15 protein-coding genes are annotated in these 13,856 nt (G+C 65.8%); 2 read left to right on the forward strand and 13 right to left on the reverse strand.

Features of this window, described 5'->3' with window-relative positions:
* The first annotated feature begins 76 nt into the window (after nt 1-76).
* Both A9975_RS02630 and A9975_RS02635 read left to right on the forward strand, forming a co-directional pair.
* Nucleotides 77-1,030, forward strand: coding sequence for a LysR family transcriptional regulator (locus A9975_RS02630; RefSeq protein WP_150983570.1), 954 nt, complete (start codon nt 77-79; stop codon nt 1,028-1,030).
* 123 nt (nt 1,031-1,153) lie between these two features.
* Complete coding sequence (locus tag A9975_RS02635; RefSeq protein ID WP_006161942.1) at nt 1,154-1,588, forward strand: universal stress protein; 435 nt, start codon at nt 1,154-1,156, stop codon at nt 1,586-1,588.
* A gap of 114 nt (nt 1,589-1,702) precedes the next feature.
* Here A9975_RS02635 and A9975_RS02640 read toward each other — a convergent pair whose 3' ends face one another.
* The 13 genes from A9975_RS02640 to cysW all read right to left on the reverse strand — a co-directional run bounded on the left by A9975_RS02640 (nt 1,703) and on the right by cysW (nt 13,856).
* A complete protein-coding gene (locus A9975_RS02640) occupies nt 1,703-2,452 on the reverse strand; it encodes a M48 family metalloprotease (protein WP_183031266.1) in 750 nt (249 codons plus the stop codon).
* Between the two features lie 343 nt (nt 2,453-2,795).
* Entirely contained in the window at nt 2,796-4,088 is a 1,293-nt protein-coding gene (aceA, locus tag A9975_RS02645) for an isocitrate lyase (RefSeq protein WP_174427329.1), read from the reverse strand.
* A 350-nt stretch (nt 4,089-4,438) separates the two neighbouring features.
* A complete protein-coding gene (locus A9975_RS02650; RefSeq protein WP_255503022.1) occupies nt 4,439-5,386 on the reverse strand; it encodes an alpha/beta fold hydrolase in 948 nt (315 codons plus the stop codon).
* Between the two features lie 105 nt (nt 5,387-5,491).
* Nucleotides 5,492-5,893, reverse strand: a complete 402-nt coding sequence (locus A9975_RS02655) for a gamma-glutamylcyclotransferase (RefSeq protein WP_183031268.1) — start codon at nt 5,891-5,893, stop codon at nt 5,492-5,494.
* A gap of 2 nt (nt 5,894-5,895) precedes the next feature.
* The gene (gene rraA / locus A9975_RS02660) at nt 5,896-6,393 is read right to left on the reverse strand and encodes a ribonuclease E activity regulator RraA (protein ID WP_183031269.1); all 498 of its coding nucleotides are present in this window, start codon (nt 6,391-6,393) and stop codon (nt 5,896-5,898) included.
* 62 nt (nt 6,394-6,455) lie between these two features.
* Nucleotides 6,456-7,721, reverse strand: coding sequence for an MFS transporter (locus A9975_RS02665; protein ID WP_183031270.1), 1,266 nt, complete (start codon nt 7,719-7,721; stop codon nt 6,456-6,458).
* A 118-nt stretch (nt 7,722-7,839) separates the two neighbouring features.
* Nucleotides 7,840-8,670, reverse strand: coding sequence for a LytTR family DNA-binding domain-containing protein (locus A9975_RS02670; protein WP_150983576.1), 831 nt, complete (start codon nt 8,668-8,670; stop codon nt 7,840-7,842).
* Nucleotides 8,671-8,756: 86 nt separating this feature from the next.
* Nucleotides 8,757-9,947 (reverse strand): sensor histidine kinase, encoded by a 1,191-nt coding sequence (locus tag A9975_RS02675; protein WP_183031271.1) that lies wholly within the window; start codon nt 9,945-9,947, stop codon nt 8,757-8,759.
* Nucleotides 9,948-10,002: 55 nt separating this feature from the next.
* Nucleotides 10,003-10,431 carry a terminase gene (locus A9975_RS02680; RefSeq protein ID WP_183031272.1) on the reverse strand — a complete coding sequence of 143 codons (429 nt, stop codon included), beginning with the start codon at nt 10,429-10,431 and terminating at the stop codon, nt 10,003-10,005.
* Complete coding sequence (locus A9975_RS02685; RefSeq protein WP_150983578.1) at nt 10,428-10,634, reverse strand: LiaI-LiaF-like domain-containing protein; 207 nt, start codon at nt 10,632-10,634, stop codon at nt 10,428-10,430. The genes A9975_RS02680 and A9975_RS02685 overlap by 4 nt, the downstream gene beginning before the upstream one ends.
* A 215-nt stretch (nt 10,635-10,849) precedes the next feature.
* Nucleotides 10,850-11,797: a CysB family HTH-type transcriptional regulator gene (locus tag A9975_RS02690; RefSeq protein ID WP_183031273.1), complete on the reverse strand. Its 948-nt coding sequence runs from the start codon at nt 11,795-11,797 to the stop codon at nt 10,850-10,852.
* Complete coding sequence (locus tag A9975_RS02695; RefSeq protein ID WP_150983580.1) at nt 11,794-12,918, reverse strand: sulfate/molybdate ABC transporter ATP-binding protein; 1,125 nt, start codon at nt 12,916-12,918, stop codon at nt 11,794-11,796. The genes A9975_RS02690 and A9975_RS02695 overlap by 4 nt, the downstream gene beginning before the upstream one ends.
* A complete protein-coding gene (gene cysW / locus A9975_RS02700; RefSeq protein ID WP_183031274.1) occupies nt 12,915-13,856 on the reverse strand; it encodes a sulfate ABC transporter permease subunit CysW in 942 nt (313 codons plus the stop codon). The genes A9975_RS02695 and cysW overlap by 4 nt, the downstream gene beginning before the upstream one ends.

Genomic DNA, 13,856 nt, shown 5'->3' on the forward strand with positions numbered 1-13,856 from the left:
TAAGGCACCAAATCCACCCCATTGCCTCACCCGCCCCTTGTTTTGGGCGGCATGAGGCACAAAACTGGCGAGCTTCGTGGATCATTTCAAACAATTGGAGACGTTCGTCTCGGTAGCCGCGCGGGGCAGCCTTTCGGCGGCCGCGGCGGCTGAAGGCGTGGCGCCGGCCATCATCGGCCGGCGCATCGATGCGCTGGAAGAGCGGCTGGGCGTCAAGCTGCTGCTGCGCACCACGCGCAAGATCAGCCTGACCTTCGAAGGCTCGGCCTTCCTGGAAGACTGCCAGCGCATCCTCAACGACCTGCACAACGCCGAGGCCAGCGTCTCGGCGGGCGGCGTCAAGGCCAGCGGCCATCTGCGCGTGACCGCGCCGGCGGGATACGGGCGCAAGCACGTGGCGCCGCTGGTGCCGTTGTTCATCGAATCGCACCCGGATGTGACCATCACGCTGGACCTGTCGGACCGCGTGGTGGATCTCGTCAACGAGGGCTTCGACTGCGCCATCCGCCTGGGCGACCTGCCCGACTCCAGCCTGGTGTCGATCCGCCTGGCGGAGAACCGGCGCGTGGTGGTGGCGTCCCCCGACTACCTGGCGCGCCATGGCGTACCCGCCCTGCCCGAGGATCTCACCCGTCACAACTGTTTGGCGTTCGGCGCCAGCGCCAACGTGCAGCGCGGCTGGGCCTTCCAGCAGGAAGGCCGCGCGGTCACGGTCAAGGTGGGCGGCACCATGGAATGCACCGATGGCGCGGTGCTGCACGCGTGGTGCCTGCATGGCCACGGGTTGGCATGGCGCTCCTGGTGGGAAGTCGGGCAGGAAATCGCTAGCGGCCGGCTGGTCACGGTGCTCGACGAGTTCCAGGCGCCACCAATCGGCATCCACGCTGTCTTTCCGCAGCGCAAACACCTGCCGCTGCGGGTACGGCTGTTCATCGACCACCTGAAGAACACCTATGGGAACCCGGCCTACTGGCGCCGCGCGGAACAGGCATCCGCCGCCGGCAAGCCGCAACTGGCGGTCAATTCCTAGTTCGATTTGATTTAGGGCAATGCCGCATGCGCCACCCCTGCCTACAATAAAAGCTGACAGGTGCCGTGCGGCCTGCCTCCGTCCGAAGGTAAATCCGGTCCATTCGCCCCAAAGGAGTCCAGCATGTTCAAGCACATCCTGCTACCCACCGACGGTTCGGAACTGTCCAAGAAGGCCATCGACGGCGCGCTGGAGCTGGCCAAGACAATCAACGCGCGGGTCACCGCCTATGTCTGCCTGGAGGAGTATCCCTACACGCCGTTCAGCGAGATCGTGGTGGAGGCGCCACAAGCCTTCAGGGACCGCATCGAAAGCCAGGCCAAGCTGTACCTGAAGGAAGTGGAAACCGCCGCCCGGGCCGACGGCATCAGCTTTGACGCCGACATGTCCACCTTTGCGGTGCCCTACCTGGGCATCATCGACGCGGCCGAGCGCCATGGCTGCGACGTGATCTTCATGGCCTCGCACGGCAGGCGCGGCTTGTCGGGCCTGCTGCTGGGCAGCGAAACCCAGAAGGTGCTGACGCACACCGACATCCCGGTGATCGTGTATCGGTGAGCGCGCCCTGGCGACGAACGACGAACGATAAACGACAAAAAGGCTGGCCGCCCCGAACAGGGCAGCCAGCCTTCTTGCTTGCCCGGCCCGCCTATGCGGCAAGGCCGGCCCGGATCAGCTGCTCTTCTTGATACGGTCTTCGATGTGCTTGGCGCGGTCGTCCGAGCCCGGGTGCGACGAGAACATGCTGGACTTGCCGCCATCGAGCTTGGCCAGCTTCTGGAACGCCGTGACCAGGCCACGGGTATTGGCCTTGTTCTTGGTCAGCACGTCGAACGAGTAGTCGTCGGCGGCGCTTTCCTGCGTTTGCGAGAATTGCGCGTTGATCAGCTGCTCGCCCATTTCGCCCAGCTGCGAGGCCGACAGCGCGGCCACGGTGCCGCCGGCGGCGGCCAGCGCGCCGCGCGCCGCCATGGCGGTGTACGCCACCTGCATCTTGTTCTTGGTGTGCCCCAGCGCCACGTGGCCCAGCTCATGCCCCACCACGCCGCGCACTTCGTCGTCGGTCATCATGTCCATCAGGCCGCTGTACACGCGCACGCAGCCGTTGGCCATGGCCCAGGCGTTGACGTCCTTGGTCAGGTAGACCTTGGCGTTGACGTTGGGCAGGCCGCTTGACTGCAGGCCCGCCATGATCTTGGTCAGGCGCTTGTTGTAAGTGCTGCCAGGGGCTGCAATCTTGTTGGCCTTGTCGAGCTCGGCGCAAGACTGGTCGGACATGGCCTTGACGTCGCCGTCACTCAGCGAGGCCGCCTTGAGCAGCGAGGTGCCGGCGCCCATCATGCCGTCGACATTGGTGCCGGCGCAGCCGGCCAAGGCAGCGCAGAGCGCGACGATAGCGGCCAGGGAAAGTTTGTGCTTCATGTTTGTTGCCTTCTTGGGATCGACACCGGCCGGGTTGCTCGCCAGTGACTTGAATGGAGATGTGCCGGCGGCTGGCCAGCGACCTGCGGTGTGGCTCTACTTACACACGGGCAGCATCATATCGCCAAAAACGTCCCAATCCACCAATAAATGACTTATTTGCCACAGACACAATTTTTAACATTTTTTTGCAGGCCGGCCCCAAAAAGCAAAAAACCGCGCCGTCCCTGAGAGGGAGACGGCGCGGCGCCTAATTGAGGGGCGTGATGGTCGCACGCCCTTCAAGATGACCGGCTATCAGGCCAGTCAGCCATTCCGCTTTTCGATCTCGCGATCTGAAGCCTCAGGCTACTTTTTTGTCGAAGAATTGTTCGTCTTCGGTCGAACCCTTGAGGGCGGTCGTGGACGACTGGCCGCCTTCGATGGTCTGGGTCACGGCGTCGAAATAACCGGTGCCGACTTCGCGCTGGTGCTTGACGGCGGTGAAGCCCTTCTCGGCGGCCTTGAACTCGTTTTCCTGCAGTTCGACGAATGCGCTCATATGGTTGCGGGCATAGCCGTAGGCCAGGTTGAACATCGAGTAGTTCAGCGAGTGGAAGCCGGCCAGCGTGATGAACTGGAACTTGTAGCCCATGGCGCCCAGTTCCTTCTGGAACTTGGCGATGGTAGCGTCGTCGAGGTTCTTCTTCCAGTTGAACGACGGCGAGCAGTTGTAGGCCAGCAGCTTGCCCGGGAACTTGGCGTGAACCGCTTCGGCAAACTTCTTGGCGAATTCCAGGTCAGGCTTGCCGGTTTCGCACCACACCAGGTCGGCCACTTCGGCGTAGGCCAGGGCACGGGAGATCGATTGCTCGATGCCCGGCTTGACGCGGTAGAAGCCTTCCACCGTGCGCTCACCGGTGCAGAACGGGCGATCGCGCTCGTCCACGTCGGAGGTCAGCAGGTCGGCGGCTTCGGCATCGGTACGGGCGATCACCAGGGTCGGCACGCCGGACACGTCAGCGGCCAGGCGTGCGGCGGTCAGCTTGGCAACGGCTTCACGCGTCGGCACCAGCACCTTGCCACCCATGTGGCCGCACTTCTTGACCGAAGCCAGCTGGTCTTCGAAGTGAACGCCGGCAGCGCCTGCGTCGATCATCGACTTCATCAGTTCGAAGGCATTGAGCACGCCGCCGAAACCGGCTTCGGCATCAGCCACGATCGGCGCGAAGAAATCGGTATCGCCCTTGCCTTCGCTCCACTGGATCTGGTCGGCGCGCTGGAAGGTGTTGTTGATGCGGCGCACCACTTGCGGCACCGAATTGGCCGGGTACAGCGACTGGTCGGGGTACATTTCGCCGGCCAGGTTGGCGTCGCCTGCGACTTGCCAGCCCGACAGGTAGATGGCCTTGAGACCAGCCTTGACCTGTTGCATGGCCTGGTTGCCGGTCAGCGCGCCCAGCGTGTTGACGAACGGCTCGGTGTTCAGCAGGTGCCACAGCTTCTCGGCGCCGCGGCGGGCCAAGGTGTGCTCGATCTGCACGGAGCCGCGCAGGCGCACGACGTCGTCGGCGGTGTAATGACGCGCGACGCCCTTCCAGCGGGGATTGGTATCCCACTCTTTTTGCAGGTTCTTTGCTTCGGTTTCGCGGGACATTTCACTCTCCTAGAGTTTAGAGCGGGGATGGCATTGGAAACTGGCGACAGGCTGGGCGGCCCGTGGTGCCGACTTGCCGACCGGGGCACTTTCGGGGGCGGCTGCGGCGCTGATCCGCTGGCCTCGCCACCCCTGTTTTTTGCCGTGCGGGTCATGTGTCTTATATAAGAGTGTAGGGAAATACCCCGCGTCGCAACAGCTCAGAATGCAGTCCCTGCTTAGTTTTTTTCCTTTTTATAATCAATTACTTATATGTTATTTTTCATGATGTGGCAAGCAATCCTTCATCATGAGAAATGCCCGTTGTGCTACGCATCACCATTTTTTGCCGCGCAAAACAACTTTCCGCATTATGAAATTCCGGGATTTGGCGGCATCCGTGCCTGGCGCAATGCCAGCGGCTCCGGGCCACCATCGATATGCCTGGCCAGGTCGCGCACCATCGCCGCCATGCCGGCGGGGTCCGCCAGCGGCAGCCAGTGCCGCGCGCTGACCTCCCGGCGCCACCAGCGCTCGACCCAGCGCGACAGATCCTCGGACAGCGCCGGCCTGACGTAGCGATCCAGCAGCGGCACGATCACCTGCACCGGCGCGTGCGCATGGCGCTCGCCCGGTGAAAGCAGGCGCGGCAGCATATTGGCGCGGTACAGCGCCAGCCCGTGACGGCCGTCCGCCGCCTGGGTGGGATTGGGATCGGCCTCGATGCGCTCGGTCCGTTTCAGGTAAAGCGGCCAGGCGCGGCCCATCCAGAGCCGCCAGCTTAGCTCGGGCAGCCACGGCAGGTGGAAGATATAGATGTACCAGGACGAGGCCATCTGCCGCAGCGAGCGCGAAAGCGCCGTGAACGACAGACACCGGCTTCCCCGCATCCAGTGGCCGACATGGTCCAGGCAAGGCCCGGAGCACGACGTGAATGAAGCGATGCGGCCGCGCAGGCGTGGCTCGGTGACAAACTCCCAGCACTGGATCGAGCCCCAGTCATGGCCGACCAGGTGGACGGGCGCATCGGGAGAAACGGCGTCGATGACCGCGCTGAAGTCTTCCGCCAGGCGCTCCAGGCGATAGGCCGCCACGCCTTTGGGCGCCGAAGAGCCACCGGCGCCGCGCACATCGTAGGCAACTACGTAATAGTCATTGGCCAGCAGAGGCGCCACGCCATGCCAGACCGCGCTGTTGTCCGGATAGCCGTGCACCAGCACCATGGCCGGGTGCGAGGGATCGCCCCAGGTCTTGACGGCAAGCCGCACGCCGCCGGACTGGACGAATCGCTGGTTGGGAAGAGAGTGAGGAGCGTGCATGCTTAACCATGACATCGGACGATGGAATGGTTGCCGATGCTACGCCAAGACCGGCCGCGCGGCGAGCGCGCGGCATGCCGTTTCAAACGCAAGCGGGTTAGCGGGTTAGCGGGCGCGCCGGTAGGCCACCCAGTCGCCGGATGCAATACGCGGCAGGCCCGCGACCGCGTCCTCGCCCACCGGGTAAAGCAGGCAGCTGATGGCTTGATCGCCAACCGCCACCACGCGCTCCTCGCGCACGAACAACGAGGCCTGGCCCGGATAGACCTCCTCGATCTCGTCGAGCACCGGCACCAGCGCGGCATCGACCTCGTACAAGTCGCCGACCACGCCGGGCGCGGCGGTGTCCAGCACCAGCCCGGGATACGTGCCGAAATCATAGAGCCGCCCCGCCACGGTCGCGCTGCCGATCAGGCGCGGCGCGGCAATGCCGTGCTTGCGCGCGGCCGCGTTGAGGTCGTTGACTTCGCCCGCGCGCAGCGTGCCATAGACAAAGACCACCGGCATGCTCAGCCCTCCAGCCTGGTGTCCGCCACCAGCACACCATCGGCGTCGGCATAGATCCAGTTGCCGGGCCGCACCACGGCGCCGGGCATTTGCACCGTGACCTCGCGCTCGCCCACATTGCGCTTCTGGCTCTTTTGCGGATGCAGGGCCAGAGCGCGCACGCCGATGTCGCACACCGCAAGCTCCCCGCTGTCACGCACGCAGCCATTGACGAGGATGCCGACCCAGCCGTTCTTCTCGGCCAGCACGCCAAGGTTGCCGCCCACCAGCGCGCAGCGCAGCGAGCCGCCGCCATCGACCACCAGCACGCGGCCGTTGCCCGGCGATTCAACCGCCTCGCGCACCAGCGAATTGTCCTCGAACACCTTGAGCGTGGCCGCCGGGCCAGAGAACGCGGCGCGCTTGCCAAAATGCTGGAATACCGGCGACAGCACGCGCAGCGAGCCGTCGGCCAGGCGCGCCTCATTGGCGTCGCACAGGTCAGTGGTAGCAAAGCTCATGAAGGACTCCCGAATCGGAAAGTGGAAATTGGATGAGGCGCGCTTACGTGCGTCAGTCCGTGTCAGCCGGCGGCCGCCCGCTTGCCCGCCACCTCGCGGCGGGAGCGGTTGCCGTTGCCAACCGTGACGGCGGTGAAGATCGCCAGCATCTGGAAGGCGCCGATCATGAAGAACACCCAGCTCGGCCAGTGCGCATCCATCAGCATGCCGAAGAACAGCGGCCCGCTGGCCAGGCCGATATCCAGGCCAGAGTAGACCACGCCATAAACCCGGCCCGTGGCGCCGGCAGGCGCCGCAGCGCGCACCAGCAGGTCGCGCGAAGGCCCGGCCGTGCCCGCGCCAAAGCCGATCACGCCCATCAGCACCGGCACCATCACGGCCGGCAGCACGCCCAGCCCCACCAAGATCGCGACCAAGCCCGACAGCGTGAAGCTCATTGCGATCAGGCGGTCGTGGTTGCTGGTGCGTCCCGCGGCAAAGCCGCCCACGATCATGCCGCCCGCGCTGCACAACATATAGACGGTGTACGACGCCGTGGCGAGCGTCAGCGGCATGCCGTAGAGCTGGGTCAGCGCGGTCGGCGCGAAGCTCTGGATGCCGGAGAATGAAAAGGTGGTAACGAGGAAGAAGGCCCAGCAGATCCACACTTGGGGCAGCTTCAGGAACGCCAGCATGCTGCCGCCCGCCTTGGCCGCCGCGGTGGCCGCCCTGGGCGCCGCGCCGGCGCCAGCGCGGGGATCCAGCACATGCCGAAAGGCCAGCAGCACGGCCAGCACGCCAAAGGCCACCGCCGAGGCGCTGGCGAGCGCGGTGCGCCAGCTGCCGAGCTCGGCAATGGTCACCAGGAAGATCGGCGCCGCGGCCCAGCCGAGGTTGCCCGAAATGCCATGCACCGAGAACGCATGCCCCAGCCGCGGCTGGGAAACATGCTTGTTGAGCAAGGTGAAATCGGCGGGATGGAACACGCCGTTGCCCATCCCGGCCACGCCCGCGCCCAGCAGCAGCATCGCGTAGCTCGGGCTGACGGACAGCAGCAAGGCCGCCGCGCCCAGCAGCCCGAGGCCGCCAAACAGCACCGGGGTCGCGCCAAAGCGGTCCACCACGAAACCCGACGCGGTCTGCACCACGGCCGACACGGCAAAGAACACCGTCATCAGCAAGCCCAGCTCCGCATAGCTCAGGCCGAACTCGGCCTTGATCCACGGGAACAGGGGCGCCAGCAGCAGGTGAAAGAAATGGGAAACGCCGTGGGCCAGGCCGACCAGGCCGATGACCTGGGCGTCGTGGCGCAGCGGATTGCGAACGGGATCGAGGGTGGCGGCAGTCATCGGGCGGCTATCTGGCTGGGCTTGGCATGGCGCGCCGGCCATGCTGCCAGGCTCAAGAGGCGCGCTGCGAATACCGCATCATAGAGTAAAACAACCCGTGGCAGGGGTGCCCTGCGCGTTACATCTGTTTAAACAGATAGGCATACTGACGCGCCACCGGCAAGGTTTCAGAACGATTGCGCAGCTTGAGCGCGAGCCGCCCCAGCGACTGGTTCACGGCACTGGCCACGCAGTCGATATTGACCACCGTGCCGCGATGGATCTGCCAGAAGCGCTCGGGGTCGAGCTGCTGCGACAGCTCGCGCAGGCTGGTGCGGATCAACGCCTCGCCGCTGGCGGACACCACGTTGACGTACTTGTCCGTCGCCTCCAGGTAGATCACCTCATCCACCGGAATGATGCGGATCTCCTGGCCGACCAGCGCCTTGATAAAGCGCAGGTAGCCATGTTGCGGCGCGCCCGCCGGCGCGTGCTGCCCGGGCCCGCCGCCTGGCTCCATGGTCTCCAGGCGCGCCAGCAACTGCGCCAGGCGATCGGTATCGAGGGCGGCGCCGCCCTCCTCGCTCGCCTGCGCCTGGGCCGCCAGCCTCGCCTTGAGGCGGTGCACCGTGGCCTCCAGCCGCTCGGGTTGCACTGGCTTGAGCACGTAATCGACTGCCTCGCGCTCGAAGGCTTCCAGCGCGAACTGGTCGTACGCCGTGACGAACACCACCAGCGGCGGCGGATCGAACTCCATCAGCTCGCGCGCCACGTCCATGCCGCTCATGCCTGGCATGCGGATATCGAGAAACGCGACCTGGGGCTGGTGCTGGCGGGCCGCCTCCAGCGCGGACACGCCGTCATGGACCACGCTGACGATCTGCGCCTCGGGCCAGAGGCTGGACAATTCGGCATGCAAGGCGCGCGCGAGCAGCGGCTCGTCGTCGGCGATCAACAGGGTCGGGGCCATGGAAACGGAGGTAATGGAAACGGAGGTAATGGGTCGATGCAGTCTAAGCAGTCGAAGTAGTCGAAGCGGCTAAGCAGCGAGGTGCATCAAGAATGGGAAATGCCTTGCGTCGCAGTGCTCACAGGGGGGATGGCGCGCGCGCCGGCAGCCTTGCCCGCAGGCACCGGCATCGGTGCGAGGGCGGCGGCAGGCGCCGCCGTGCGCACAACGGGCAACGTCAGCCGGACGATCACGCCCCGTGGCGTGTTCTCCTCCATCTGCATGCTGGCCGCCGCCCCGAAAATCCGCGCCAGCCGCTCGCGCACATGGGTCAGCCCGAGGCCCGAGCCCTTGGTCACGGCATGTCCGAAACCTACCCCGGTATCGGTGATGACAACCTGCACGGCGTTGTCGCCCTGCGCCCGGGCCGACAGCACGATCCTGCCGCCATGCATGCAGGGCTCGATGCCGTGGCTGACCGCGTTCTCCACCAGCGGCTGGATCAGCATGGGCGGGATCTCGACCTCCGCCAGCTCGGGCGGAAGCTCGATCTCATAGGCCAGGCGCGTGCCGAAACGCAGCGCCTGGATGTCCAGGTAGCTGCGCAGCAACTCGAACTCCTGGCGCAGCGTGCATTGCTCGGCGCGCGTGTGGGACAGCGACATGCGCAGGAAGCCGATCAGCCGCTGCAGCAGGCGTCTTGCGGCCTGCTGGTCGGTGGCAATCAGGCAATCCAGGTTAGCCAGGGAGTTGAACAGGAAATGCGGCTCGATCTGCGCCTGCAGGGCCATCAGCTGCGCGCGCACCAGCTGCTTTTCGGCCTCTTCGCGCTGCAGCGCGTCGAGCGCGGCCTGCCGCTCGAGATGGGCGAGCTTCTCGCGCGACCAGTAGAAGTAGATCATGCTGGCCGACGCAAGCATGCCCACTACCAGGCACATGCGCAGCATATCGGTAGCTTCCTCGAAGGACTTCGCCGGCTCGTTCAGTACCACGCGCGTGGTCCAGCTGCCCATGATCACGCCCAGCGGCACGGCAACGGCGGTCAGGCACAGGAAGGGCCAGCGCCTGGGTCGATCATTCCACCAGATCAATACGCGGGCGATGTCGATCAGCAGCCAGATCGACAGGCCGATAAGCTGACTGTAGACGAAGTTGTGCCACAGCGAGCCGCCCGTGCGGAAACCGTAGTTCAGGCTGACGGCGATGATGGTGTTCGCGCACAGCACGAACACCAGGTCGCGCGCGAGGATCGAGATCCTGGAGGGAATGGCGGCGGGGCAGCGATCCAGCGCTTTCATAGGGGCAAAGGTCGAGGATGACTGATCGATGACTGATCGTTATTGTAAAGGCCGATCACCGGCGCTGACAGCTGTCGCCCGGCTCGCATGTACGCTGCGGCACGTTGGCGTCATCATCCCCGGGATTGGCACCGTGGCCGTGCAACGCGGCCCACCACTGCCCCGACAGGACATAGCGCGGAAATGTGATCCATTGCTCGGCCAGGATGCGCCGGGCGATATCGAGCGGGCCAGCAAACGGCTCGGGCCTGAGCGCCTCGAGCCGGTGCCCCCGCCCTTGCAGCATCATCGACAAGGCCATGCACAGCACGCCGAGCCCTACCGCAGGCACCGATAGCGACAGCACGCCATAGACGAACAGCACATTGCCGGCCATGAACATCGGCACCGCGACAATGTGCAGCAGCAGGCTGCGAGGGTGATTGTGATTGCGGGCGTAGCCGCGCCATTGCCAGCTCAGCAGCCCTTGCGGGCGCGCGCTCATGGCTTCGGGCCGCGCTGGTCGACGCGCCGCCAGGCCAGGCGGCGCACAAGCACGATGGCGCCCAGGGCGATCAGCAGCACAGGCCAGCCATCCCGCACCAGGTAGGCCGGCAGCAGGCCGCCGTTTTGCGCGAGAAACACCGCGCCCAATGCAATCAGGATGATCGGGGCGATCAGCCCCTTGCCGCCACGGCCTTGTTTCATCTCGCTCTCCTCTCGTGCGGACCCGCGCACCGTCGATATTGCGGCGCATCAAGCCATGTGACGGTATCAGCGTATTCCGCCACGGACAGTTGTGACTTTACGCGGACACCTGCCGGGACGAAAGTGGCGTGCGACGAATGGAGAACGGATGGCGCGAAACGCGAGGATGCGGCGCGATCGGCACCGGGGCACTCAGGCCCCGCAAGCCCGGGCCGTCAAGCCTCGACCACCTGCCCACCCGCTGGCTCGGACAGCGCGCTGCTGACCGTGTCGCGCGAGAGGTGCGGCGCGAACATGTTGATGAAGGCGTGCGCGTAGCCGCGCAGGTAGGCGCCGCGGCGCACGGCCACGCTGGTGGTGTTGGGCTCGAACAGATGGTCGGCAGCAATCCGCACCAGCCCGGCGTCCTTGCGTTCGTCGTAGGCCATCGAGGCGATGATGCCCACGCCCAGCTCCAGCTCCGCGTAGGTCTTGATGACGTCCGCGTCCATCGCGGTCAGCACGATCTCCGGCTGCAGGCCGGCGGCGGCAAAGGCGCCATCGATCTTGCGGCGCCCGGTGAAGCCGGCATCGTAGGTAATGATCGGGAAGCCGGCGATGTCTTCCAGCGTCGGCTCCGGCAGCTGCGTCAGCGGGTGATCCGGCGAAACCACCAGCACGTGGCGCCAGGTATAGGCCTCGAACGAGGTCAGCCCGGCCTCGCTGGCCACCGCCTCGGTGGCGATGCCGATATCGGCCTGGCCACTCAGCACCAGCTCCACGATGTGCGCGGGCGAGGCTTCCTGCAGCGCCAGCGTCACATGGGGGTAGGCGCGGCGGAAACTCTGCACCACCTTGGGCAAGGCATAGCGCGCCTGGGTGTGGGTGGTGGCCACCGTCAGGCGGCCGGTATGGCGCCCGGCGAATTCATCGCCCGCCTGGCGCAGGTTCTCGGCCTCGAGCAGCAGGCGCTCGACGATCCGCACGATTTCGCGCCCGGGCTCGGTCAGCCCGGTCAGGCGCTTGCCGTAGCGCTCGAAGATCTCGACGCCGAGCTCTTCCTCCAGTTCGCGGATCTGGCGCGAGACGCCGGGCTGCGAGGTGTAGAGCGCATTGGCCACCTCGGTCAGGTTGAATTGGCGGCGCACCGCCTCGCGGATGGAACGCAGTTGCTGGAAGTTCATTGTGCGGCTCCTGCCGGCGTGCTCCTGGCGCTAGCCGGGGCGGATGAATGGGGTTGGACGAAGACACGCAGCCGGCGCGGCCGCACGGCGAGCAGTTCGCCCTCGCGGAAGCCCTGGTGGCGGAAGCGCTCGAGCGGCAGCGCCACCTCGATGACTTCCTGGGTGTCTTCACGTTCCAGTTCGAGCTGGGCCACGGGGCCCAGGGTGAGCGCGCGGCGCAGCGTCACGGCAATGCCATCGGTGCCGGGCGAATAGCGCTCGAGGTCGAGATCGTGCGGGCGGACATAGGCCACGGCGTCGCCGGCGGTCTCATGGCCGCTGCCGATCACCGGCAGGATCGAGTCACCGGTATGCAGCAGCCCGCCCCGCTCCCCAACCTCAAGCCGGCCGTGGAACAGGTTGACGTTGCCCAGAAAACCGAACACGAACGGCGTGGCCGGATGGTTGTAGACCGCCTCCGGCGTGCCCGCCTGCTCCACGTGGCCGCGGTTCATCAGCACCACCTGGTCGGCCACTTCGAGCGCCTCTTCCTGGTCGTGGGTGACGAACACGCTGGTGACATGGAGCTCGTCGTGCAGGCGGCGCAGCCAGCGGCGCAGTTCCTTGCGCACCTTGGCGTCGAGCGCGCCAAACGGCTCGTCGAGCAGCAGCACGCGCGGCTCCACCGCCAGCGCGCGAGCCAGCGCAATACGCTGGCGCTGCCCGCCGGACAACTGCGGCGGATAGCGCTCGGCCAGCCAGTCGAGCTGCACCAGTTCCAGCAGCGCGCGCACCTTGTCGCGGATCTGCGCCTCGCTGGGACGCTCGGCACGCGGCTTGACGCGCAGGCCGAAGGCCACGTTCTCGAACACCGTCATGTGCTTGAACAGCGCGTAATGCTGAAACACAAAACCGACCTGGCGCTGGCGCACATGCTGATGCGAGGCATCGCGCCCTTCCAGCAGGATCTGGCCGGCGTCCGCGCGCTCCAGGCCAGCGATGATGCGCAGCAGCGTGGTCTTGCCGCAGCCCGAGGGCCCCAGCAACGCCGTCAGCTGGCCTTCGTCGAAATCGAGGGTGACGTCGTCGAGCGCAACGAAATTGCCGAAGCGTTTCTGCACATTCTTGACCTGGATGCTCATGATGCCTGTCCTTGCAATTTGCCAGCGCTCGGGTTCTCCGGCGCAAAGTTCTCATCTTCCCTGTGCTCGCGGCTGGCGCGGTACTCCACCAGCGTCTTGATGCCGAGTGTGACCAGGGCCAGCAGCGTGAGCAGCGACGCCACCGCAAAGGCGGCCGCGAAGTTGTATTCGTTGTAGAGAATCTCCACGTGCAGCGGCATGGTGTTGGTCAAACCGCGGATATGGCCCGACACCACCGAGACCGCGCCGAACTCGCCCATCGCCCGCGCATTGCACAGGATCACGCCATACAGCAGGCCCCAGCGGATGTTGGGCAGCGTGATGCGGCGAAAGGTCTGCCAGCCCGAAGCGCCCAGCAGGATGGCGGCCTCTTCCTCCTCGCTGCCCTGCGCCTGCATCAGCGGAATCAACTCGCGCGCCACGAAGGGAAAGGTGACGAAGATGGTGGCCAGCACGATGCCCGGCACCGCGAACATGATCTTGATGTCGTGCGCCTCCAGCCACGGCCCCAGCCAGCCCTGCGCGCCGAACAGCAGCACGTAGACCAGGCCGGAGATCACCGGCGACACCGAGAACGGCAGGTCGATCAGCGTGGTCAGCAGGCTCTTGCCGCGGAAATCGAACTTGGCGATGGCCCAGGACGCCGCCACGCCAAACACCACATTGAGCGGCACCGCGATGGCGGCCACCAGCAAGGTGAGCTGGATCGCGGCCACGGCATCGGGCTCCACCAGCGAATCGAAATAAGTCTGCACGCCTTTGCGCAGCGCTTCATAAAACACCGAAGCCAGCGGGATGAACAGGAACAGCGCGAGGAACAGCACCGCGACCGCGATCAGGGTGTAGCGCACCCACGGCGCTTCGCCCGTGGCATCCCGGAAACGCGTGGCGGCGGGGGCGGCACGGCCGCCCAGGCCCTTGGTAACGACGCCAGCCAT

The sequence above is a fragment of the Cupriavidus sp. UME77 genome (assembly GCF_014170355.1).
GTDB classification, from domain to species: domain Bacteria; phylum Pseudomonadota; class Gammaproteobacteria; order Burkholderiales; family Burkholderiaceae; genus Cupriavidus; species Cupriavidus basilensis.